The sequence below is a fragment of the Micromonospora sp. NPDC048905 genome (assembly GCF_040649655.1).
Taxonomy (GTDB): Bacteria; Actinomycetota; Actinomycetes; order Mycobacteriales; family Micromonosporaceae; genus Micromonospora.
The window spans coordinates 92,378-114,986 of sequence record NZ_JBEZFV010000007.1 but is presented as its reverse complement, the minus strand read 5'-3'; the positions used below and the strand labels follow the sequence as shown (position 1 = coordinate 114,986).

Below are 22,609 nucleotides of genomic sequence, written 5' to 3'. Positions count from 1 at the left end.
CTGTTCCGGCATGGTCGGTCCGCCTCCGGTCCGACCCATTGGCCGGGGCCATCCTGAGCAGAGTGGGAGGGCCGGTGACCGCGGCGACACTGTTGACCCCCGCCACGTCGGCGGAGCCGAACGACAATCGCGCCGGGCTGGTGGCGCGCGCCGACGAGCGGTCCTACGTCCGGGTCATGGTGGTCCTGGACACCACCGTGCTCATCGTCGCGCTGTTCATCGGTTACGTCACCCGATTCGGTGACGGCCGGCCGACCGGCTCCGAGGTCCCGTACGTACTGGTGGCCCCCGGGTTGGTGCTGGCCTGGCTGATCTCGCTCAAGGCGCTCGGCTGCTACGACGACCGGGTGATCGGCTACGGGGCGGACGAGTACCGGCGGGTCAGCTCCGCGAGCCTGCGCCTGGCCGGCGCGATAGCCATCATCGGCTACATCACCGATCTCGGCGTGTCGCGGGGCTTCCTCGGCATCTCCTTCGGGGTGGGCACCGTCGGGCTGGAGGTGGCGCGGTTCGCCGCCCGTAAGCGCCTGCACCGCGCCCGCTCGATGGGTGCCGGCTGGTCTCGCCGGGTGCTGGTGGTCGGCGACACCGCCCACGTGTTGGAGTTGGTGCACACGCTGCGTCGCGAGCCGTACGCCGGCTACCAGGTGGTCGGCGCGTGCATTCCGGACGCGCTGCTCGCGCCGGTGGCACAGCGACTGGGCGACGTACCGGTGGTGGGGTCGTTCCGAGGCATCCCGGAGGCCGCCACGGCCATCGGCGCGGACACGGTCGCGGTCACCGCCTCCGGAGAGCTGACCGCGACCCGGCTGCGCCGCCTCGGCTGGCAGTTGGAGGGCACCGGCATCGACCTGGTCGTGGCGCCCGCGCTGACCGACGTCGCCGGCCCGCGGATCCACACCCGCCCGGTTGCCGGCCTGCCGCTGATCCACGTCGAGGCACCGGAGTTTCGCGGTGCGCGCAAGTTGGTGAAGGGCCTCGTCGACCGCTCGGCCTCGTCGCTGGCGTTGGCGCTGCTGATGCCGCTGATCGCGGTCATCGCCCTGGCCATCAAACTGGACAGCCGGGGCCCGGTGCTCTTCCGGCAGGTCCGCGTCGGTCGGGGCGGGCAGGAGTTCGGCGTGTTCAAGTTCCGCACCATGGTGGTGAACGCCGACACGCTGCTCGCCGAGCTGACCGCGCGCAACGAGACCGACGGCCTGATGTTCAAGATGCGCCAGGACCCCCGGGTCACCCGCGTGGGCCGGTTGCTGCGCAAGTGGTCGCTGGACGAGCTGCCGCAACTGGTGAACGTGTTGTTGGGTCAGATGAGCATGGTCGGCCCCCGGCCACCGCTGCCCTCGGAGGTGGCCCGCTACGACGGCGACGTGGCCCGGCGGCTGCTGGTCAAGCCCGGCATGACCGGGCTGTGGCAGGTCAGCGGTCGCTCCGACCTGAGCTGGGAGGACGGCATCCGGCTCGATCTCTACTACGTGGAGAACTGGTCCCTCGCCGCCGACCTCACCATCCTCTGGAAGACCTTCGGTGCGGTCCTGAACGGCCGCGGAGCGTACTGACGACCGCCGGTCACGGTTGCGGGCCGGTCCAGTCCAGGCAGACGACCACCGCGTCGTCGACCAGGTCACCGGCCACGAAGGCGCGCAGGTCACCGATCAGGGACCGGACGGCTTCCAGTGGCTCCATCGGCCCGGTCCGCCGCAGGAACCGGTCCAGTGCCGTCTCGCCGTAGCGCACGTGCTGCCCGGTGGCCTCCACCACCCCGTCGCTGACCACGAAGAGCCGGTCGCCGCGTTCCAGCGGGAACTTCTGCTCGTGGTAGTCGGTCTCCTCGAACATGCCGAGGGGGAACTGCGCCTCCAGGGGCTGCTCGGTGACCTCCCCGTCGCGCAGCAGGACCAGCCGGGGTGATCCGGCGTCGACCACCGTCATCATCCCGGACCGCAGGTCCAGCTCCATCAGCAACGCGGAGAGGTGCTGCTCGCCCCGGTACAGGTCGTAGAGGGCCCGGTCGGCGAGGGCGGCCTGGTCGGCCAGGCTCAGCCCGGCCCGACGCGCGTTGCGCAGCGCGTGGGTGGCCAGCGAGGTGAGCAGGGAGGCGGCGACACCCTCACCGGTGCCGTTGATCGTGGACAACCAGAGTCGTTCCCCGTCGTCGGACCAGTCGAAGCTGTCGCCGCGCACCGCGTACGCCGGCTCCAACTGCCCGGCCAGGCTGAACGAGGGACGGATCCGGCTGCGGCCGGGAAGCAAATCCCACTGCATCTCGGCGGCCAGGGTGAGGCGCTGGGTCCGCCGCGCCGCCTGGTAGACGTCGGTGCCGGCGGAGACCGCCGCCACCTCGTGGGCGAGTGCGGTGGCGATGTCGGCCAGCTCGACGAGGACCTTCCGGTCGTCCGGGACGGGCGCCAGGCACAGTACCCCGCGACGCTCGCCACGCATCGTCACCGGGAACCAGGCGGTGCCGTCGGTCAGTATCGGCGACTGGTGGTCGAAGGCACGCCAGGCGGGATGCCCGGGATTCGTGATCGGGTCACCCTCGGTGAGTGGCAGTAGCTCCGCGAGTCGGTAGTCGACCTGGTACAGCTCGACGTCGGTGATTCCGTACGACCGGGCGAGCACCTCCCCGACACCGCCGACGAGCCGGTCCGCCGGTGTCTCATTCAGGGCACGTCGTGCCTGACTGACCGGTTCGCTCATCGTCACTCCCTCGCTGAAAGCTCGACCACCAGTGGGTTCGGAGTACTCTCGGGCCACCATGGCTGAACTGCACCGTCCGACGGACCCCGAGACGAGTATGGCTGCCGCGCTGGACGTGGCGGCCGCAGCCCTGCTCGGCATCTGGGAATCCGCCCGGGAGGGGACCGCCGGCCGGGTGTCCGGCGCCCAGCTACGCGCGGTGATGGTGGTGGAGCAGCACGACGGGATCAACCTGCGCCGGTTGGCCACCCGGCTCGACATGCTGCTCAGCTCCGCCAGCCGCCTCTGCGACCGGCTGGTCGCCGCCGGCATGCTGGAGCGTGAGCCGGGCCGCTTCGACCGGCGGGAGATCTCGCTGCACCTCACTCCGGAGGGCCGTCGGCTCCTCGCCGAACTGCGGGCCGACCGTCAGGCGCAGCTCGCCGCCGTACTGGCCGGGATGAGCCCCGCGGGCCGCGACGCGCTGCTCGACGGCATGCGGGAGTTCGACAACGTCGCTCGCCAGCAGCAGCCGCAGATCACCGATTCGCCGGGTGACCCGACGGATCCGGGGGACTGGCCGCACGACCCGGACCGGCCCGCTGGGCGCTCGGGAGACGTGTCGATCGACCAGGACCGGCAGACCCGCACGGTCTGGGCGGACCCGTCGGGTGACCCGGAACGGTCGATCGGCGGCAACCGGGACCGGTCGGCCGGCGGACCGCCGGTGGCGCGGACCGCCTGATCACCTCGATTCCACCGGCCTCCGGGAGGGCCGTCGATCACTGCGGCGTCGGGGCACCCACGGCCAGCATCGCGATGTCGTCGTGGGACTCCCCGGCCAGCCAGTCGTCGACCGCCTGCCGCACCCGTTCGACGAGCGCCGCCGGCGTCCGCCCGGCCGCCGAGGCGAGCGCCGCGCGCAGCCGGGCCACACCGAACGTCGTCAGGTCACCCGGCCCGCGCGCCGAGGTCACCCCATCGGTGTACGCGAACAGCAGGTCACCCGGGTCGAGGTGCACCCGGGTCTCGGCGAATCGTGCGGCGGTCAGCGCGCCGACCGGCATCCCGCCGACCGGGACCGTGCTGACCCTGCCGGCGGCGGTGACCAGCAGTGGCGCCGGGTGGCCCCCGCCGGCGATCCGGATGTCCAGCCCGGCGGACCCGCGCTCGATCGAGCCGAGCAGCAGGGTGGTCAACTGGTTGCGCCGCGCCGCGTCCGGGGCGTCGGACAACGCCCGGTCGAGTAGCTGGATCAGCTCCAGTGGTCGCTGCTCGACAAGCCGCAGCGTCCGCAACGACTGGCGGACCCGGCCGGTCAACACGGCCGCGCCCACTCCCTTGCCGCACACGTCGCCGAGGGCGAAGAGGGCACCGCGTGAGTGGGGGAACACCTCGTAGAAGTCGCCACCGATGCGCAGGGTGTCCCCGGCGGCCCGGTATCCGCCGGCCATGGTCACACCGGTAACGGTGGGCAGCTCGGGCGGGAGCAGGCTTGTTTGCAGCACCTGGGCCAGGTGGATCTGCTCGCCATGAAGGTCGGCGCTGGTCAGTGCGGCGCCGGCCCGGGCGGCGAACTCGCGGGCCAGTTCGCGGTCACGCTCGTCGAAACCGGCCCGCCCAACTCGGCGGATCAGCAGCAGGGCGCCGGCCGATCCGTCGCCGCTGGTCAGCGGGCTGACCAGCACGGCGCCCGGGCGGCCGAATCCGGGCGGAAGCATGGTGGCCAGGTCGGCGAACTCGGCGTCCGGCTCGGCCCTCGGCTCGGCGAACTCGGCGTCCAGCCCTGGCCTCGGCTCGGCGAACTCGCCGCTCAGCGCCTCGGCGAGGCCGGGCACGCTGCCGGTCCGGGTCGCGGGGGTCAGCCCGGTGACCGGGGTCGGCTCCCCGTCGGCGTACCGGACCCAACGGGCGTGCGGCTCGGTCGGGGTGGCCGGTCGCGGCAGGGCCACGGCGACGTCGGCCAGGTACGGCACGGCGAGGGTGGTGGTGGCCAGGAGCACCTGGTCCCGGTGCAGGGCGAGCCCGAGCCGACCGCCGGCCTGGGCGAGGAAGGCGGTGCGGGCGCGCTCGGCCTCCAGCGCGGCGGCGTGGGCGTGCTCCTCGGTGACGTCGCGGACGTACCAGGCGTACCGGGAGTCGGCCAGCTGCCGCCGGGTGCCCTGTAGTCGCCGGCCGTGGTGCTCGGTGTCGAACTGGGCGGCGTCCTCGGCGAACGCTCGGGCCAGGGCGGCCACCGGGCAGCCGGCCAGGTCGCTGCCGACGGTGATCTCCGGGAGCAGGTGTGTGGCCCTGGCGTTGGCCAGGGTGACCCGACCGGTCCCGTCCGTGGTCAGCACGGCCTCGGCGAGCCCGTCGAGCAGCTCGCGGGCGCGTCTCGCGTCCGCTGGCAGGGTGCTGCCGCTGGGTTGCCGGGTCGAGGTCACCGTCCGACGCCACCGCGCGTCTGACGACCTGTGCGCATCCTGCTTCTCGCCTCCTCGCCGCGGATCGCTGGCTGGGGAAAGGCTACCGAGCCAGACGGGCACCCGACCACCGAGCGCGGGGCGTCGATCAGCCGGAGCGGCCCAGCCAGCCGGCGGGCTGGGCGACGATCCGGCGGGCCACCGAGCCGGCGGCGCCCACGGCGGCGGCCTCCGCGCCGAGCCGCGACGGCCGGACCGTGACCGGCGACCAGGCGGCCGTGAGCACCCGACTGGCGATCTCGGCGAGCACCGGCGGGCACAGCCAGGGTGCCAGCGCCGCGTACCCGCCACCGAGCACCACGGTGTCCAGGTCGAGCAGGTTGACGACACCGGCCACCGCGACACCGAGCGCCGTCCCGGCGTCGTGCAGCGCCCGCAGCGCGTCCGGGTCACCGGCCTCGGCCAGCTCGGCCAGCCGCGCTGTCGCGGTGTCGGCGGGGAGTTCCGTCCGGGCCAGCCCGGCGGCGGTCACAATCGCCTCCTGGCCGGCGTACTGCTCCAGGCAGCCCTGTCCGCCGCAGCGGCACGGACGGCCCTCGGGGTGCACCGGGAGATGCCCGATCTCACCGCTCCAGCCGCGGACGCCCCGGAACAGGGCGCCGTCGAGCACGATGCCGGCGCCGATGCCCACCTCTCCGGAGATGTGCAGGAAGCTGGCCGGGCCGGGTGGCCGGGAGTGCAGCTCGCCGAGCGCGGCGAGGTTGGCCTCGTTGTCGACGACCAGCGCCGGGACGCCGGGCACCTGCTCGACAAGCGGCGGGTGCGCGGCGAGCAGCGCGGGTACCGGCACGTCGCGCCAGCCCAGGTTCGGTGCGAGCCGGACCAGCCCGTCGTCGTCCACCAGGCCGGGCACCGCGAGTGCGGCCCCGACCAGGGTGAGGCCCTCGCTGGCGGCGACGTCGCGGGCCGTCCCGGCGATCTCGACAAGCTGGGCGAGGGCGTCCGCGGGGGCCACCGGGCGCAGGTCGGCCCGGTGCACGGTGCGGTGCCGGACCTGTCCGGCGAGGTCCACCACGCAGACCGCCAGGTAGTCGACGTTGACCTCCAGGCCGAGCCCCGCCGGCCCCTGGTCGGCCAGGACGAGACCGCGGGCCGGGCGGCCGGCGCCGGCGCGGGGGGCCGGCTCGGACTCGCTGACCAACTGCCCGGCGAGCAGGTCCTCGACCACCGCGGACACCGTGGCTCGGGTCAGGCCGGTCGCGGTCGCCAGGTCGGCGCGGGACGGCGGTCGGTCGGCCGCGGCGATCCGGCCCAGGACCAGGGCGAGGTTGAGCTCGCGCAGACTGCCCTGACGGACTGCGCCGGCCGGGGCGTGGGTGAGGCTCACCCCTTGACAGTGCCATAGGCTGAGCAAATAATTCAATCGCTGAACAAATAGCGGACAACACCACCCCGGAGGTCGCTCATGGCACCCCGTCCCACCCCCGCCGACAAGTTCTCCTTCGGGCTCTGGACCGTGGGCTGGCAGGCCCGCGACCCGTTCGGTGACGCGACCCGTCCCGAGCTCGACGCGGTCGAGGCGGTGCACCGGCTCGCCGAGCTGGGCGCGTACGGCATCACCTTCCACGACGACGACCTGATCCCGTTCGGCGTCGACGCCGCCACCCGGGACCAGCACATCGCCCGGTTCCGCAAGGCCCTCGACGAGACCGGCCTCGTGGTGCCCATGGTCACCACCAACCTCTTCACCCACCCGATCTTCAAGGACGGCGGCTTCACCAGCAACGACCGCGACGTCCGCCGGTACGCGCTGCGCAAGGTGCTGCGTCAGGTCGACCTGGCCGCCGAGCTGGGTGCCAGCACGTTCGTCATGTGGGGCGGCCGCGAGGGCTCCGAGTACGACCTCGCCAAGGACGTCCGCGCCGCCCTGGACCGCTACCGCGAGGCGGTGGACCTGCTCACCCAGTACTCCATCGACAAGGGCTACAACCTGCGGTTCGCCCTGGAGCCCAAGCCCAACGAGCCGCGCGGCGACATCCTGCTGCCGACCATCGGGCACGCGCTCGGCTTCATCTCCCAGCTGGCCCACCCGGAGCTGGTCGGCCTCAACCCCGAGGTCGGCCACGAGCAGATGGCCGGGCTCAACTACGCCCACGGCATCGCCCAGGCGCTCTGGCAGGGCAAGCTGTTCCACCTGGACCTCAACGGCCAGCGCGGCATCAAGTACGACCAGGACCTGGTCTTCGGCCACGGTGACCTGATGAACGCGTTCGCCCTGGTGGACCTCCTGGAGAACGGCGGCCCCAACGGCGGGCCGGCCTACGACGGGCCGCGCCACTTCGACTACAAGCCCTCCCGCACCGAGGACATGGACGGTGTCTGGGCCTCGGCGGCGGCCAACATGAGCACGTACCTGCTGCTCAAGGAGCGGGCCGCGGCGTTCCGCGCCGACCCCGAGGTGGTCGAGGCGCTCGCCGCCAGCAAGGTCGGCGACCTGAACACGCCGACGCTCAACGACGGCGAGGGCTACGAGGAGTTCCTGGCCGACCGGTCCGCGTTCGAGGACGTCGACGTCGACGCGGTCGCCGAGCGGGGCTTCGCCTTCGTCCGGCTGAACCAGCTCGCCGTCGAGCACCTGCTCGGCGCCCGCTGAGGCCCCGCCATGCCGTTGGTCGCAGGCGTCGACTCGTCCACCCAGTCCTGCAAGGTGGTCATCCGGGACGCGGAGACCGGGGCTCTGCTTCGGCAGGGCCGCGCACCGCACCCGGACGGCACCGAGGTCGACCCGGAAGCCTGGTGGCAGGCGCTGCGTAGCGCCGTCGACCAGGCCGGCGGGTTGGCCGACGTGGCGGCGATCTCCGTCGCCGGCCAGCAGCACGGCATGGTGTGTCTCGACGAGGACGGCCGGGTGGTCCGCCCGGCACTGTTGTGGAACGACACCCGATCCGCCGACGCCGCCGCCGACCTCGTCGAGGAGGCCGGCGGCGGCGCGGCCGGGCGTCGGTTCTGGGCCGAAGCCGCCGGCAGTGTCCCGGTGGCCAGCTTCACCATCACCAAACTGCGGTGGCTGGCCACCCACGAGCCGGAGGCGGCGGCCCGCGTGGCGGCCGTCTGCCTGCCGCACGACTGGCTGACGTGGCGGCTGGCCGGCGCCCCGGGGTTGGGCGCGCTGCGCACCGACCGCGGTGACGCCAGCGGCACCGGCTACTGGTCGCCGGCGACCGGCGACTACCGACCGGACCTGTTGGAACGGGGCTTCGGCCGGCAGTTGGTGCTGCCCGAGGTGCTCGGTCCGGCGGAGTCGGCCGGCAAGTTGGCCGACGAGCTGGGTGGGTCGGGCGGCGCGCTGCTCGGCGCGGGCACCGGGGACAACGCCGCCGCCGCGTTCGGCGTCGGTGCCGGCCCCGGTGACGTGGTCGTCTCGATCGGCACCTCCGGCACCGTGTTCAGCGTCGCCGACGTGCCGGCCGCCGACGAGAGCGGTGCCGTCGCCGGCTTCGCCGACGCGTCCGGTCGGTTCCTGCCGCTGGTCTGCACGCTCAACGCGGCCCGGGTGCTGGACGCCGCCGCCGCGATGCTCGGCGTCAGCCTGGACGAGCTGGCCGATCTGGCACTCTCCGCGCCGGCCGGCGCGGACGGGCTGGTCATGGTGCCCTACCTGGAGGGCGAGCGGACGCCGAACCGACCGCTCGCCACCGGCGCCGTGCACGGGCTGACCCTGCGCACGTCGACCCCCGCGCACCTGGCGCGGGCTGCCGTCGAGGGCATGCTCTGCGCGCTCGCCGACGGCCTGGACGCGTTGACCGCGCAGGGTGCCACCGTCCGCCGGGTCATCCTGGTCGGCGGCGGAGCCCGGTCAGCCGCGGTCCGTCGGATCGCCCCGCAGGTCTTCGGCTGCCCGGTCGTCGTCCCGCCGGCCGGGGAGTACGTCGCCGACGGCGCCGCCCGCCAGGCCGCCTGGGTCGCCCTGGGCGGCCCGACGCCACCGCAGTGGGCGGTCGAGGGCACCGAGGAGTACGCGGCCGAGCCGGTCCCCGCCGTGCGGGACCAGTACGCGGCGGCTCGCGGACTGGTCCTCGACCGGCGCTGACCGTCCGGATCGACGAGGTGGGTGCCGGGTCACGTCGACCGGCACCCACCCGCGTGACGGCCCTCTCCGCGGAGTCTGGTTGGCTGCCGGCATGACGGTGACCAGTGGCGGACCCGAGCGGGGACGGGCGCAGCCCGGCTCACGCCCGCCCGGTCGGGGCGGCGGCCCGGCCCACCGGTTGTACAGCGTCGTGGTGTTCGTGCTGCTCGCCTCCCTGGACAACGTCGCGATCGGGCTGGTACCGCCGCTCTACGGCCCGATCTCCGACGCGTTCGGCGTGTCGGGGCGGCTACTGGGTCTGGTCACCGCGGTCAGCTTCCTGGTCAGCGCGGTGGCCGCGGTCGGCTGGGCGTACGTCGGTGACCGGGCCAACCGCAAGCGGCTGCTGATGGTGGGCACGCTGCTCTGGGCGGCCGGCACCGGCGGCAGCGCGCTCGCCGGCGGGTACCTGACCTTCCTGGCCGCGCAGCTGGTCGCGGCCGTCGGCCTCGGCGCGGTCGGCTCGGTCGGCTTCTCCGTGGTCACCGACCTGATCTCACCGTCCCGGCGAGGGCTGGTGATGAGCTTCTGGGGCCTCTCCCAGGGGATCGGCACCCTCGCGGGCACGCTCGTCGGCGGCCTGCTCGGGGCAACCGACTGGCGACGACCCTTCCTGATCCTGACCGGCGTCGGCCTGGTCGCCACTTTGGCCTACCTCTTCACGTACGACGTCCGGCGCGGCCAGAGCGAGCCGGAGCTGGCCGACCGGCTGGACGCCGGCGCCGAGTACGACTACCGGATCAGTCGCGCCGACCTGCCGCGCATCCTGGCCCGACGGACCAACCGGTGGCTGATCCTCCAGGGGCTGACGGCGCAGGCCGCGTTCGGCTCGCTGGTCTGGCTGCCGGTGCTCTTCGCCGAACGGGCCGAGGCCCAGGGCTACTCGACGTCGACAGCCGTGGTGGTGGGCAGCGTCTTCGCCACGCTGTTCCAGCTCGGCGGGGTGTTCTCCATCGTGGGTGGCCTGATCGGCGACGCGGTGCAGCGGCGTACCCCTCGGGGTCGGGCGTTGGTCGCCGCGGTCGGCATCCTCGCCGCGCTGCCGTTCTACCTGGTGCTGTTCTTCGTCCCGGTGACCATCGACGTGCCGGACGGCGCCAGCGGCGGCGCGGTCGTGGGCGCGGTACTGACCAGTGTGTTCACCGAGCCGTCGGTCGGGCTGAGCCTGCTCACCGCGATCGTGGCGCTCGCGTTGACCTCGGCCAACTCACCGAACTGGTTCGCGTTGATCGCCGACGTCAACCCGCCGGAGCACCGGGGCACGGTCTACAGCCTGGGCAACCTGGTCAACGGGGTCGGTCGCGCGGCCGGTAACGGGTTGGTCGGGGTGGCCTTCCAGGGGCTGCGGGTGGCCTTCCCGCCGCCGTTGAACTTCGCCGTCGGGCTGGCCGCGTTCCAGCTCTTCTTCATCCCCACCGGCGTCATGTACTGGCTCGCCTCGCGGACGTCGCCAGCGGACATCGACAACGTCCACGACCTGCTACACACCCGCGCCAACCGCCTCTAACCCACCCCACCCCACCCCGCCCCGCCCCCACCCCGCCCCGCCCCCGCCCCGTCGATCATGGAGTTGTGGTGGGTGACAAATGACCTGTGAGGCACCGAAGCAGGCACCACAACTCCATGATCGACGGGCCGACCGCCCCGGCCGCGCGATCTTGCGCTTACTGTCTCGGCAAAGGCGGGCATTGAACCCATATCGGCGATCGAAACTGCAGATCGGCGCGGCGGCGGCGTGGGGGCACGTTCGGTGTGCGGTTCCGAGGGCCCAGGCGTCCCCGCACGTCCCGCGGTACTCAAGATCGCGCTACTTCTTAGTTCTAGTTGCCTTCCGGCGGGCCGAGGCCACTGCATCCTGGACGTAGTGCGATCTTGAGGGTGCTGGGCGCGGGCGGGCGGGCGCGGCGTGGGCGGGCGCGGCGTGGGCGGGCGGCGCGGCCGTGAATCGTTTACGACATCAGCTCCACCGCGCGGCGATCCACCCTGACCGGCCCGCCCGCGAGCACCGCTCGGCGGGACGGGCCGGTCGTCGCGAGATCAGCCGCGCAGCCAGACCGTCACGTCGGTCGGGACCGCGTTGTCGTCGTCCAGGGGTGCGCTGGCGGCGAGCACCTCGGCACCGGCCGGCACCGGCACCGACGCCGCACCGAAGTTGGTCAGCACGGTCAGCTCACCGTTGCGGAAGGTCAGCGCCTCGTCGCCGGAGGACACCCAATCCAGGGTGCCGCGACCCAGCCCGTGCTCGCGGCGCAGCCGCAGCGCCGTGCGGTACAGCTCGTACGTCGAGCCGGGCACGTCGCGCTGGCGGTCCAGCGCGTACTCCGCCCAGAGCGGCGGCTGCGGCAGCCAGCTCGCGTCGGTGGGGCCGAAGCCGTACGACGGGGCGTCGGCCTCCCACGGGATCGGCACCCGGCAACCGTCCCGGCCGCGCTGGGTGTGCCCACTGCGCGCCCAGGTCGGGTCCTGCCGGGCCTCGTCGGGCAGCGTGGTGTGCTCGGGCAGCCCCAGTTCCTCGCCCTGGTACAGGTACGCCGAGCCGGGCAGGGCGAGCATCAGCAGGGTGGCCGCCCGGGCCCGGCGCAGGCCGAGCGCGGCGTCCGGCTGCGGGTCGCCGATGCCGATGCCGTTGGGCCGTACGGTGCCGATCGGCAGGCCGAGCCGGGAGGCGTGCCGCACCACGTCGTGGTTGGACAGCACCCAGGTGGTCGGCGCGCCGACCGAGTCGGTCGCCTCCAGTGAGCGGGTGATCACCGCGTACTGGGCGGGTGCGGTCCACGCGGCGAGCAGGTACTCGAAGTTGAACGCCTGGTGCATCTCGTCCGGGCGGACGTAGCGGGCCAGCCGCTCGGCCGGCTCCACCCACGCCTCGGCGACCAGCACCCGCTCACCGGGGTAGCTGTCCAGAACCTGGCGCCACTGCCGGTAGATCTCGTGTACGCCCTCCTGGTCCCACATCGGCGGGCGCGGCTTGTCGATCTCGTTGCCGGAGAGGATCTCCTGGGGCTCCTGCCAGTCGGCCAGGTCGGCCCGCTTGATCAGGCCGTGCGCCACGTCCACCCGGAAGCCGTCCACGCCGCGGTCCAGCCAGAACCGCAGCACGTCCAGGAACTCCGCGTGCACCTCCGGGTTGTCCCAGTTGAGGTCCGGCTGGCCCGTGTCGAACAGGTGCAGGTACCACTGGCCGGGCTGTCCGTCGGCGTCCACCGTCCGGGTCCAGGCCGGGCCACCGAAGACGCTCTGCCAGTCGTTCGGCGGCTGGTCACCGGCCGGTCCGCGGCCGTCCCGGAAGATGTACCGGGATCGTTCCGGGCTGCCGGGCGCGGCGGGCAGCGCCTCCTGGAACCAGCGGTGCGCGGACGAGGTGTGGTTGGGAACCAGGTCGACGATCACCCGCAGGCTGCGGGACCGGGCCTCGGCGATCAGCTTGTCGGCGTCGGCGAGGGTGCCGAACAGCGGGTCGATGTCGCGGTAGTCGGCCACGTCGTAGCCGGCGTCGGCCTGCGGCGACGGGTAGAAGGGGGAGAGCCACACCGCGTCCACGCCCAGCTCGACGAGGTGATCGAGGCGGGCGGTGATGCCGGGCAGGTCGCCGATCCCGTCGCCGTCCGAGTCGGCGAACGAGCGGGGGTAGATCTGGTAGATGGTCGCCTCGGTCCACCAGCCGGTGACCGGGTGACCGGAGGAGTTCTGCTGCGTCGGATCGGTGTTCAGGGTCTTCTCCCGTGTCGCGGTGTGTGGATTTCAGTGTGCCCGGGGTGGTGCGGTCGAGTCCCGGACGACCAACCGAGTGGGCAGGATCACCGGTGTGTCGCGGCCGGCGTTCCGTTGACTCACGATGGCGCCCGGAGGGCGCGCCCCGAGCGGGTCGAGCAGCATTCGGGCGGCGAGCCGTCCCTGTTCGGCGGCGGGCTGGGCGATGGTGCTGAGTCCCAGCACACCGGCCAGGTCGTGATCGTCGATGCCGATCACGCTGACGTCCTGCGGCACCCGCAGTCCGGCGTCGCGTACCGCGGTCATCGCTCCCATCGCCATCTCGTCGCAGGCGGCGACGATCGCGGTCGGCGGTTCGCCACTGGCCAGCAACTCGGCGGTGGCCCGGTTGCCGCCGTCGATGGTGAAGGTGGACTCGACGTCCAGGCTCGGGTCGGGCCGCAGGCCGGCGGAGCGCAGCTCCGCCCGGTAGCCACGGCGTCGGTCGAGGTGGGTGGTGAAGGCCAACTCGTCGTCCGGGTCGCCGGAGATGTGCGCGATCCGGTGATGGCCGAGGTCGATCAGGTGCCGGGTCGCGGCCCGCGCGGCCGCGACGTCGTCGATCCGTACGCAGGGCCAGTTGGGCACCCGGCTGCCCGAACTGATGGTGACCCCGGGCAGTTCCAGAGTGGCCAGCGCGGTCAGGTCGGCCGGCCGCAGTGGCGTGGCGACGAGCATCATGGCGTCCACCCGCTTGTGCAGGTTGGCCGTGCGCAGGACCCGCTGGCGGACCTGCTCCCGTCCACCCAGGTTGTAGAGCAGCAGGTCGTAACCGGACTGGTGGAGGTACTCCTCGACCGCCTCGACGACGGTGCTGAAGAACCAGCGGGTGATCCGGGGGACCACCACCGCGACCGTGCCGGTCCGGCCACCGGCGAGCCGGGACGCGCTCGGTGAGACCGCGTAGTCGAGTTGCTCGGCGGCGGCGAGCACCCGGTGCCGGGTGGCGGCGGAGACCGTCGGTAGCCCCCGCAGGGCCCGCGAGACGGTGGCCGTGGACACACCGGCCAGCCGGGCCACATCATCGATCCTCGTCACGGTTCCCCCGCTCGGTGCCCGATGCGCCCGCCGCCGCCCGAGGGGTCCGGCGGCGGCGGGCGCATCGGGTCAGCCCTTGACGCTGCCGGCGAGCAGACCTCGCACGAAGAAGCGCTGCAGGGACAGGAAGACAATGAGCGGTACGACGATGGAGACGAACGCGCCGGCGGTGAGCCGCTGCCACTCGTTGCCCCGGGTCCCGGCCATCTCGGCGAGGCGGACGGTGAGCGGGGCGGTCTCGTTGCCGCCACCAGCGAAGATCAGCGCGACCAGCAGGTCGTTCCAGACCCAGAGGAACTGGAAGATGCCGAACGCCGCCAGCGCCGGGGTGATCAACGGCAGCACGATGCTGCGGAAGATCTTCGGGTGGGTGGCCCCGTCGACCCGGGCCGCCTCCATCAGGTCTCCGGGCAGCTGCGAGATGAAGTTGTGCAGCAGGAAGACGGCGAACGGGAGCGCGAAGCAGGTGTGGGCGAACCACACCTGGGCGAACTTCTGTTCGTCGACCAGGTCCCAGGCCGGCATCAGGGTGACGCCACCGAGGGTGACGCCGGTGGAGAAGAACTTCAGCAGTGGCACCAGGGCCATCTGCAACGGCACGATCTGCAACGCGAAGATCGCGATGTAGACCCAGTCCCGGCCGCGGAAGTTGATCCAGGCCAGCGCGTACGCGGCCAGGCACGCGAAGGCGAGGGGGAAGAGCACCGACGGGATGGTGATCGCCAGCGAGTTGATGAAGGAACCGGCGAGCTGTCCGGAGGACGACGACCGCCCGAACAGGACCTGCTGGTAGTTCTCGAACGTGAACTGCGGGTTGGTGAAGGCCGTCCACCAGCCGGTGGTCTTGATCTCGTCCTCCGGTCGGAGGGAGGAGACGAGCAGGCCGAAGGTCGGGATGGTCCAGACCACCGCGATGATGACCGAGACGAGGGTCGCGGTGCGGCTGTTCAACCGCTTGCGGACCCGTCCGGCCGTGGTGGTCGGGGTGCCGTCGGTCTGCTGGGCGCCGGCGGCGACGGTGGGCGTTGCGGTGGTCATCTCAGCCCTCCCGCTGCTGACGGAGGTTGCGGATCTGGTAGATCACGACCGGGATGACCAGGATGAAGAGGAAGACGGCGAGCGCCGAGCCCTGCCCGTTCTGGCCGTACCGGAACGCCTGGTTGTACATCTCGCTGGCGATCACGCTGGTGTCGTAGTTGCCGTTCGTCGAGGTCCGGACGATGTCGAAGACCTTGAGCGTGGCGATCGTGAGCGTGACGACCACGACGATCAGCGCCGGCCGGATGCTCGGCATGGTGATCTGCCAGAACATCTGCCAGGGGCTGACGCCGTCGAGCCGGGCGGCTTCCACGATGTCGCCGGGGATGGCCTTGATCGCGGCGGAGAGCACCACCATGGCGAAACCGGCCTGGATCCAGACCATGATGACGATCAGCAGCAGCGTGTTCAGTGGTGATTCCAGCAGCCACTGCTTCGGCCCACCGCCGAGGCTGACCACGATCTGGTTGAGCAGACCGATCTGGTCGCCGTCACCCCGGTAGGCGTAGACGAACTTCCAGATGATGCTGGCGCCGACGAAGGAGATGGCCATCGGCAGGAAGATCAGTGACTTGGCCACCGCCTCGAACCGGGCCTTGTCTACGAGTACGGCGTAGAGCAGGCCGAACCCGGTCGCCACCAACGGGACCAGGAGCACCCAGACCAGGGTGTTGATCAGGACTCGGACGATCGAGTCGTCGGAGAACATCCAGCCGTAGTTGCGCAGACCCACCCAGTTGGTGCTGCTTCCGTCCATCAGGGAGAGCAGCGTGGTGCGAATGGCCGGCACGACCAGGCCGATGACGAGCAGCAGCAGCGTCGGCAGCAGGAAGAAGAACGCGAAGAGCCCCTCCCGCTGCTTGCGTCGGCGAGGCAGCGGACCCCCGCCCACGGAGGCGGCGACGAGCTGGGCCTCCCGCCGACGGGCGAACCAGGCCGGCACCACGTCGAGCAGCAGGAGCAGACCACCAACGACCACCACGAAGGCGACCAGCCCGTACATCAGCATGAGGAACTTCGGCTGCTGATCGGCGAAGTCGAACTTCATCAACCCTCCCTTCCGGGTCCACCTCGGCCGGTGGCCCGGCCCGCGAGCGCGGACCGGGCCACCGCCGGGATCACTTAGGCCAGCTGCTCTCGATGCCCTGGAGCACCGGGGCGGTCGGCTTGCCGTTCAGCCACTCGACCATGCCCTTCCAGAACGTTCCCGCGCCGACGGCGGCCGGCATCAGGTCGGATCCGTCGAAGCGGAAGGTGCCCGTCTTGTCCTGGAGGATCTGGACGGAGAGCTTGTCGATCGGGCTGGCCACGTTGGCGATGTCCAGCTTGTTGTTCGCCGTGACCCAGTTGCCGAGCTTCGCGCGGCTGTTCACGTACTCGGCGGAGACCAGGTAGGTCTGCACCGCCTGGACCTCGGGACGGTCGGCGTAGCCGACGACGAACTCGCCCGCGCCCAGCACCGGCTTGCCCTTGGCCGGGTCGATGGCCGGGAGGTAGAAGGCGAACGCGTCGCCGTCCTCGGCCACCTTGGTGCCCTCGGGGAACTGGTTGGCGTAGAACGACGCCTGTCGGTGCATCGCGCACTTGCCGGTGGTCACCGGCAGGCCCGCCTCCTGGAAGGCGGTGGTGGTGATGCTCTTGACGCCGCCGAAGCCGCCGTTCATGTACTTGTCGTTCTTGAGGATGCTGCCGGCGCGGTCGACCGCGTCGACGACCTTCGGGTCGTTGAACGGGATGGCGTGGGTGGTCCACTGGTCGTAGACCTCGGGGCCGCCCGTCCGCAGCAGCACGTCCTCGATCCAGTCGGTGGCCGGCCAGCCGGTGGCGTCACCGGACTCGACGCCCGCGCACCACGGCTTCATGCCGCTGGCGGCGATCTTGTCGCTCAGGGTGATGAGCTGGTCCCAGGTGGTCGGGACCTCCCAGCCCTTCTCCTTGAACGTCTTCGGCGAGTACCAGACGAAGGACTTCACGTTGGCGCCGAGCGGCACGCCGTAGAGCGTCCCGTTGACGGTGCCGTACTTCAGCCAGTCGGCCGGCATGTTCTGCTCGGCGAGGGCCTTGGTGTCGGCGCTCAGGTTCTTCAGCTTGCCGGCGTCCGCGAAGCGCTTCACCAGGCCCGGCTGGGGCACGAAGGCGATGTCGGGGGCGTTGCCGCCGTCGACCCGGACGGGAAGCTGCGCCTCGAACTCGCCGCTGCCCTCGTAGTCGATCTCGATGCCGGTGCACTTGGTGAAGTCCGACCACGAGCGCTCCAGCAGGTCGGCCTCGGCGTCACGGATGGACGCGTAGATCGAGACCTTCTTGCCGTCGTGGCCCTCGTACTTGTCGTATGCGGCGCACTCCGCGGAGCCCGCGTTGTTGCTCTTCTTGTCGTCGCCGGTACCGCAGGCGGTGGCGCTGAGCGCCAGCCCGAGTACGCCGGCGATCACGAAGGCCTGGCGTGGTCTGGTAAAGACCGCCATGCCGTCCTCCTTCCTAGCCGGCGCGGTCGTGCTGGTGACCCGTCGCCGGTCCGATTGGGCGTGCACACATGTAAGCGCTTGCATTCGCTCCGGTCCACCCCCTGTCAGACACGAGCGAGTAACAATCCGGAAACCTGCGGGCTGCCTGGTGGGCGCGCTGCCATCCCGAATCCTGGACTCTTTCGAAGATTGACGATATCTGTCAGGCTGGGCGCACCGGATCGAAGGTTTTCGACATAGGAGGAGCTGCATGCGCAAGCGGTGGATGAGCCTGCTGGTGACGGGTCTGCTCGTCGGGGGAGCACTGGTGCCGGCGAGCCCGGCGCTGGCCGCGCCGACCTTCAAGGTGCCTTTCCCGTGCGGCCAGTCCTGGTCCGGCCAGACCAGGTCGGATCACAGTCCGGCGTACGCCGTCGACTTCAACCGCACCGACGACGTCGGCGACCCGGTGGTGGCCAGCGCCCCGGGCACCGTCGACCGGGTGACCGACCTCGGCGGCACCAGCTACGGCAAATATGTCCGGATCAACCACGGTGGCGGTTACAGCACCTACTACGCCCACCTCACCGGCTTCAACGTCTCCGTCGGGCAGACCGTCGCCTACGGCAAGGTGCTCGGTTGGGTCGGCAGCACCGGCGGCTCGACCGGCCCCCACCTGCACTACGAGCAGCGCCTCAACGGCAGCGACATCCAGGTCCGCTTCAACGGCGGCCTCGGCCTCTACTGGGGCACCAAGACCTACACCAGCGACAACGGGTGCTCCTCGGGCAGTGGCAACGGCACGGTCGACACCAGCGGCACCCCGCTGACCGTCCGCTCCGGCCCCGGCACCGGGTACGCCTCGGTGGGCACCGTCGCCGACGGCGCCCGGGTGACCATCGCCTGCCAGACCAGCGGCACCACGGTCACCGGCACGTACGGCACCAGCTCGATCTGGGACCGCATCGGCTCCGGTAGGTACATCGCCGACGCGTACGTCTACACCGGCTCGGACGGTTACATCCCCGGCGTGCCCCGCTGCTGACCCGGGAACGGCCACGGTCCCGGCGGTCGGCACCGCCGGGACCTGTCGGTCAGGAGTTCAGCTGCCAGATCGACAGGTTCAACGCGGCGGCGAAGGTGACCCAGGCCCAGTAGGGCAGCAGCAGCGCGGCCGCCACCCGGGACACCCGGGCGAACAGCACCACGGTGAGCCCGATCGCCAGCCACATCACCACGATCTCGGCGAACGCCAGCCCGTACTGTCCCGCGCCGAAGAACAGCGGGGTCCAGATGGCGTTGAGCACCAGTTGCGCGGTCCACGCCCAGAGGGCGGTGGAGAAGCCAACCCGGCGCCACACCAGCCAGCCGGCCACGGCGATCAGCGCGTAGAGCAGCGACCAGACCGGGCCGAACAGCCAGGAGGGCGGCGCCCAGTCGGGCTGCCGCAGACTCGCGTACTCGTCGGTGGTGCCCTGCACCCCCAGCCCGCCGATCGCGGCCGCGACGAAGACGGCCGCGGCGAAGCCGACGAGGGCCCACCACCGTCGCCGTCCGGAGGTCCTCGAGGCGCTCTGAGTTATCTCCATGGTCGAGATAATTTCCCAGCAGCGTCCGCCCAAACCGCCGACGGCGGCACGATCGCCCACAAAAAAGCGCCGGGATCGCCCCGGCCGGTGCTCCTGTCGGGAGGACGGAGCTCCGGTCGCGGCGACCCCGACGGGTCCCGGTTATGACGGCGTGCGAACGCTAATTGAAGATGCTGACACCACCCGGGCCGACCAACAGCCCGACAACGATGAGGACGATGCCCCACAGGATCTGCCGGCGGAACAGCGCGAGGATGCCGGCGACCACGAGTACGACTGCGAGAATCCAAAGAATCAGCTCCATGACCTCTGAATACCCGACTGACTGATCGTGGAAACCTGGTCGGTGTCAAGTTGATCGCCCACGTGGAACACGCTGTACGCCTGCTTGATCACCGGGTGCGCGACGTTGCGTACGCGTACCCCACCGGGGGTCGTGCCGCGCTCGGTGCCGGCGTGTGCGTGCCCGTGCAGGGCCAGCGCCGTGGGTGCCGAGTCGATCGCCTGACCCAGCTGGTACGACCCGAGGAACGGGTAGATCTCCAGCGGTTCGCCGACGAGCGTGTCCGGCACCGGTGCGTAGTGGGTGAGCGCGACAAGCATGTCGCAGTCCAGCGAGCGCAGCGCGGCGCCGAGGCGGTCCGCGCTGTCGGTGGTGGTCCGCACGAAGGACTTCATCTCCGGCTCGCCGAAGTCACTCGCGCACCGCCCGGCGAACCCGCCGCCGAAGCCCTTGACCCCGGCGATGCCGAGCCGGCCGCCGGCGCAGTCCAACACCACGCCGTTGCCCTCCAGCACGGTGATGCCCGCGTCCTCGAGCACCTTGACCACCTGGGGCACCTGGTCACACTGGTGGTCGTGGTTGCCCAGCACGGTCACCACCGGCACGGCCAACCCACCGAACTCCTCCGCCACGCAGCGCGCCTCGGCCTCGGTGCCGTGCCGGGTCAGGTCCCCGGCCAGCAGCAGCACGTCGGCGCACTCCGGCAGCTCTTCCAACGCCGGCCGGAACCGTCCGACCACGTCCTCGTCCAGATGCACGTCACCCACCGCGGCGATCCGGATCACCATGGAACCCTCCCTCAGGGCAGTTGCTCGATCTCCGTGGGCGCCTGGGCGCGGATCACCCCGATGTCGCTGGCGATCGGTACGTCAGGAAAGCGTTCGGACACCCGGCGCAGGATCTCCGCCCGCCGGTGCGGACTCTCCACCTCGCCGTAGAGGACGAGGGCGCGTTCCCGTCGGACCACGGTGATCCCCTGTTCGGCGACGGCGGGGTCCTCGGCGAGCAGCCGCTGGATCTCCGCTTCGACGTACTCGTCGGGTGGTGGCCCGGCGCCGATGTCGCGATGATGGGTCACGATGTCCCCTCTCCTGGCTGGGTGCCGACCGCCGGCACCACCTCCAGCCGGTCCAGCAGCACCAGGAACGCCTCGGCGTACGGCGAGTGCTGCGTCTCCTTGCGTACCCGATCCCAGTCGATCTGCTCCCGCAGCGACCGGGCCAGTGGCAGGCCGCGGGCGAAGTCGCAGTAGTGCTGGGAGAAGCTGAGCAGTTTGTGCACCATCAGCTGGGTGGCGGACAGCACCGGCATCTGGATCGCGTCCACCGGCCGGATGACCGTGTCGGCGAACGTCTCCTCGGTCACCGGCGTCTCGATCGGCCGGTGGATGAGGTCCACCATCCGGCCGTCGTCGAAGACCTTGACCAGCCAGTCCTCCGGTGGTCGCTGAGCGACGAAGCCGGCGGCCACCAGGACCTCCAGGGCCTGTTCCACGTCGGCCTCCCGGATCAGGAAGTCGACGTCGTGCTCGCTGGAGTGGCCCCCGTGGGCGTAGACGGCGAAGCTGCCGCCCAGGGCGAACGGGATCTCGGACTGCTTGAGCACGGCGGCGACCTTCTTGAGGGTGTGCACCAGACTCTCGTCCCCGCGCTCAGCCATCTGGATCTCCCGTCGTGTTGGTGGACCGGCGGTTTGGGTTTCAGACTCCCGTACCCGGCATTCCGGTCGGCCACACCTCCATGAGACGCGGTCGGGTGGCAACAGGGATGAAACATCACAAACCTCGCGGAGCCGATGCGCGGGTCGGATAATCTGTGGAGGGTGGCCAGATCATCGAGGATGCGACGCGGCGGGGACCGGTTGCGCACCGTCGCCCTGATCGGCATCGACGGCTCGGGCAAGACCACCCAGGCGCACCGGTTGGCCGACGCACTGACGGCCGCCGGGCGCCCCGCCACCTACCGACGCAACGCCAGCGGACGCCGTTGGCTCGGCCGGCTGGCCCATCGGCTCGGACGGCCGGACGCCCAGCGGCTCGTCGGGCGCGACGGCGTGCTGGCGGTGGAGTCCGTGCTGCGCTGGCTCGCCATCGCCGTAGCACTGATCACCTGCCTGCTCACCGGCCGGACGGCGGTGATGGACCGCTACTCGGCCTGCCAGTACGCGAGCATCCGCGCGCATGGTGGGCACCGGTGGGAGCGGCTGGCCCGCGCCGGTTACCGACTGTTCCCGACCCCGCAGGTGACCTTCCTGCTCGCGGTCGACCCGGCGGAGGCGTACCGGCGCATCGAGGAGCGCGGCACCGACCACGAGACGATGGGCTGGCTGACCGCTGCGGACACCGCCTACCGGGCGCTCCCGGAGTACCCGAGCTTCGTCCTGGTGGACGCGGGCCGCCCGACCGAGGAGGTGACCGAGCAGATCCAGGCGCACCTGGAGACCTGGCTGCCGACGGCCCCCGGGCCGGCGGAGGGAGATGGCGACCCGTTGGTGGCTCAGGCCCGCCCGTAGACCGGCACGGTGGCGCCGCTGGTCGGCGCGGAGTCGGCCGACGCGAGGAACCGGATCACCGACGCGATCTCGGCCGGGGCCACCCAGCGGGAGTGGTCGGCGTCGGGCTGGGCGGCCCGGTTGGCCGGGGTGTCGATGACGCTTGGCAGCACGGTGTTGCAGCGCACGTTGTGGGACCGGTACTCCACGGCGACCGCGTTGGCGAGGGCGAGCACCGCCGCCTTGGCCGTCACGTAGCCGGCTGCGCCGGGGAACGGCGTGATCGCCGCGCGGGCCGCGACGCAGACCACCGCGCCACCGCCGGCCGCCACCAGGTGGGGCAACGCGGCCTGGGTGACCAGGTAGGTGGGCCGCAGGTTGACGGTGAGCATCCGCTCGAAATCCGTCACCGGCGTCTCGTGCACCAGGCCGCCACTCGCGTACCCGCCGGCCAGGTTGACCACCGCCCGCAGCGGCGCGGCCGGCGCGTCGGCGGCGGCCTCGACCGCCCGCGCGGCCCCCTCCGGTTCGGCCAGGTCCGCGACCAGCCGGACCACCTGGTCCGCCGCCGGGCCCGAGCCGGGCCGGGCGGTCCGCTCCGGTACGACCACCCGCCAACCCGCCTCGACGAACGAGGCCACCACGGCCCCGCCAAGCCCCCCGAACCCCCCAGTAACCAAAACGCTCCGCCCCGCCATAGAACCCACGCTAGTACCCCCACACCCCCCGCCGCGCCCCCACACCCCCCGGCCCCTGCCCCCGTCGAT

Annotated in this window: 21 protein-coding genes; 7 read left to right on the top strand and 14 right to left on the bottom strand. The window is 71.7% G+C overall.

The annotated features are described in order from the left end of the window. Positions 1 to 89: 89 nt before the first annotated feature. Positions 90 to 1,556, top strand: a complete 1,467-nt coding sequence (locus tag AB0C01_RS19800; RefSeq protein WP_357247132.1) for a sugar transferase — start codon at positions 90 to 92, stop codon at positions 1,554 to 1,556. 10 nt (positions 1,557 to 1,566) lie between these two features. Here the strand turns inward: AB0C01_RS19800 and AB0C01_RS19795 are convergent, their stop codons facing one another. Then, on the bottom strand, positions 1,567 to 2,697 hold the full coding sequence (locus AB0C01_RS19795) for a PP2C family protein-serine/threonine phosphatase (protein ID WP_357246216.1): 1,131 nt from the start codon (positions 2,695 to 2,697) through the stop codon (positions 1,567 to 1,569). Between the two features lie 58 nt (positions 2,698 to 2,755). On the opposite strand from AB0C01_RS19795, the gene AB0C01_RS19790 reads away from it, so the two are divergent. Further along, complete coding sequence (locus tag AB0C01_RS19790) at positions 2,756 to 3,421, top strand: MarR family transcriptional regulator (protein WP_357246213.1); 666 nt, start codon at positions 2,756 to 2,758, stop codon at positions 3,419 to 3,421. 37 nt (positions 3,422 to 3,458) lie between these two features. Here the strand turns inward: AB0C01_RS19790 and AB0C01_RS19785 are convergent, their stop codons facing one another. Together AB0C01_RS19785 and AB0C01_RS19780 are read right to left on the bottom strand one after the other, a co-directional pair. Continuing rightward, entirely contained in the window at positions 3,459 to 5,102 is a 1,644-nt protein-coding gene (locus AB0C01_RS19785) for a SpoIIE family protein phosphatase (protein WP_357571779.1), read from the bottom strand. 127 nt (positions 5,103 to 5,229) lie between these two features. After that, on the bottom strand, positions 5,230 to 6,468 hold the full coding sequence (locus tag AB0C01_RS19780) for an ROK family transcriptional regulator (RefSeq protein ID WP_357571778.1): 1,239 nt from the start codon (positions 6,466 to 6,468) through the stop codon (positions 5,230 to 5,232). Positions 6,469 to 6,546: 78 nt separating this feature from the next. Here AB0C01_RS19780 and xylA point away from each other — a divergent pair, with 78 nt between their 5' ends. From xylA to AB0C01_RS19765, 3 genes are all read left to right on the top strand, one after another. Then, positions 6,547 to 7,734: a xylose isomerase gene (gene xylA / locus AB0C01_RS19775; protein ID WP_357246204.1), complete on the top strand. Its 1,188-nt coding sequence runs from the start codon at positions 6,547 to 6,549 to the stop codon at positions 7,732 to 7,734. A gap of 9 nt (positions 7,735 to 7,743) precedes the next feature. Continuing rightward, positions 7,744 to 9,171 carry a xylulokinase gene (xylB, locus tag AB0C01_RS19770; protein ID WP_357246202.1) on the top strand — a complete coding sequence of 476 codons (1,428 nt, stop codon included), beginning with the start codon at positions 7,744 to 7,746 and terminating at the stop codon, positions 9,169 to 9,171. Between the two features lie 91 nt (positions 9,172 to 9,262). Further along, positions 9,263 to 10,717 (top strand): MFS transporter, encoded by a 1,455-nt coding sequence (locus tag AB0C01_RS19765; RefSeq protein WP_357246199.1) that lies wholly within the window; start codon positions 9,263 to 9,265, stop codon positions 10,715 to 10,717. A gap of 530 nt (positions 10,718 to 11,247) precedes the next feature. On the opposite strand, the gene AB0C01_RS19760 is transcribed toward AB0C01_RS19765, so the two are convergent. From AB0C01_RS19760 to AB0C01_RS19740, 5 genes are all read right to left on the bottom strand, one after another. Next, on the bottom strand, positions 11,248 to 12,921 hold the full coding sequence (locus tag AB0C01_RS19760) for a glycoside hydrolase family 13 protein (protein ID WP_357571890.1): 1,674 nt from the start codon (positions 12,919 to 12,921) through the stop codon (positions 11,248 to 11,250). 30 nt (positions 12,922 to 12,951) lie between these two features. Then, positions 12,952 to 13,998 carry a LacI family DNA-binding transcriptional regulator gene (locus AB0C01_RS19755; RefSeq protein ID WP_357254763.1) on the bottom strand — a complete coding sequence of 349 codons (1,047 nt, stop codon included), beginning with the start codon at positions 13,996 to 13,998 and terminating at the stop codon, positions 12,952 to 12,954. Positions 13,999 to 14,067: 69 nt separating this feature from the next. Then, complete coding sequence (locus AB0C01_RS19750; RefSeq protein WP_357571777.1) at positions 14,068 to 15,036, bottom strand: carbohydrate ABC transporter permease; 969 nt, start codon at positions 15,034 to 15,036, stop codon at positions 14,068 to 14,070. A gap of 1 nt (position 15,037) precedes the next feature. After that, positions 15,038 to 16,084, bottom strand: coding sequence for a sugar ABC transporter permease (locus AB0C01_RS19745; RefSeq protein ID WP_357571776.1), 1,047 nt, complete (start codon positions 16,082 to 16,084; stop codon positions 15,038 to 15,040). Between the two features lie 70 nt (positions 16,085 to 16,154). After that, on the bottom strand, positions 16,155 to 17,501 hold the full coding sequence (locus tag AB0C01_RS19740) for an ABC transporter substrate-binding protein (RefSeq protein WP_357254757.1): 1,347 nt from the start codon (positions 17,499 to 17,501) through the stop codon (positions 16,155 to 16,157). 250 nt (positions 17,502 to 17,751) lie between these two features. Between AB0C01_RS19740 and AB0C01_RS19735 the strand changes: the two genes are divergently transcribed. Then, a complete protein-coding gene (locus AB0C01_RS19735) occupies positions 17,752 to 18,525 on the top strand; it encodes a peptidoglycan DD-metalloendopeptidase family protein (protein WP_357571775.1) in 774 nt (257 codons plus the stop codon). A gap of 49 nt (positions 18,526 to 18,574) precedes the next feature. On the opposite strand, the gene AB0C01_RS19730 is transcribed toward AB0C01_RS19735, so the two are convergent. From AB0C01_RS19730 to AB0C01_RS19710, 5 genes are all read right to left on the bottom strand, one after another. Further along, positions 18,575 to 19,069, bottom strand: coding sequence for a TspO/MBR family protein (locus AB0C01_RS19730; RefSeq protein WP_357254753.1), 495 nt, complete (start codon positions 19,067 to 19,069; stop codon positions 18,575 to 18,577). 160 nt (positions 19,070 to 19,229) lie between these two features. Next, on the bottom strand, positions 19,230 to 19,373 hold the full coding sequence (locus AB0C01_RS19725) for a GPGG-motif small membrane protein (RefSeq protein WP_007464364.1): 144 nt from the start codon (positions 19,371 to 19,373) through the stop codon (positions 19,230 to 19,232). Next, entirely contained in the window at positions 19,364 to 20,140 is a 777-nt protein-coding gene (locus AB0C01_RS19720) for a metallophosphoesterase (RefSeq protein WP_357254750.1), read from the bottom strand. Before AB0C01_RS19720 ends, AB0C01_RS19725 begins: the two co-directional genes overlap by 10 nt. An 11-nt stretch (positions 20,141 to 20,151) precedes the next feature. Further along, entirely contained in the window at positions 20,152 to 20,430 is a 279-nt protein-coding gene (locus AB0C01_RS19715) for a hypothetical protein (RefSeq protein WP_357254748.1), read from the bottom strand. After that, a complete protein-coding gene (locus tag AB0C01_RS19710) occupies positions 20,427 to 21,011 on the bottom strand; it encodes a nucleotidyltransferase (RefSeq protein WP_357254746.1) in 585 nt (194 codons plus the stop codon). The genes AB0C01_RS19715 and AB0C01_RS19710 overlap by 4 nt, the downstream gene beginning before the upstream one ends. 180 nt (positions 21,012 to 21,191) lie before the next feature. On the opposite strand from AB0C01_RS19710, the gene AB0C01_RS19705 reads away from it, so the two are divergent. Then, the gene (locus AB0C01_RS19705) at positions 21,192 to 21,863 is read left to right on the top strand and encodes a thymidylate kinase (protein ID WP_357254744.1); all 672 of its coding nucleotides are present in this window, start codon (positions 21,192 to 21,194) and stop codon (positions 21,861 to 21,863) included. On the opposite strand, the gene AB0C01_RS19700 is transcribed toward AB0C01_RS19705, so the two are convergent. Next, positions 21,848 to 22,540, bottom strand: a complete 693-nt coding sequence (locus AB0C01_RS19700) for an SDR family NAD(P)-dependent oxidoreductase (RefSeq protein WP_357254742.1) — start codon at positions 22,538 to 22,540, stop codon at positions 21,848 to 21,850. The two genes, AB0C01_RS19705 and AB0C01_RS19700, sit on opposite strands and share 16 nt — an antisense overlap. Positions 22,541 to 22,609 lie beyond the last annotated feature (69 nt).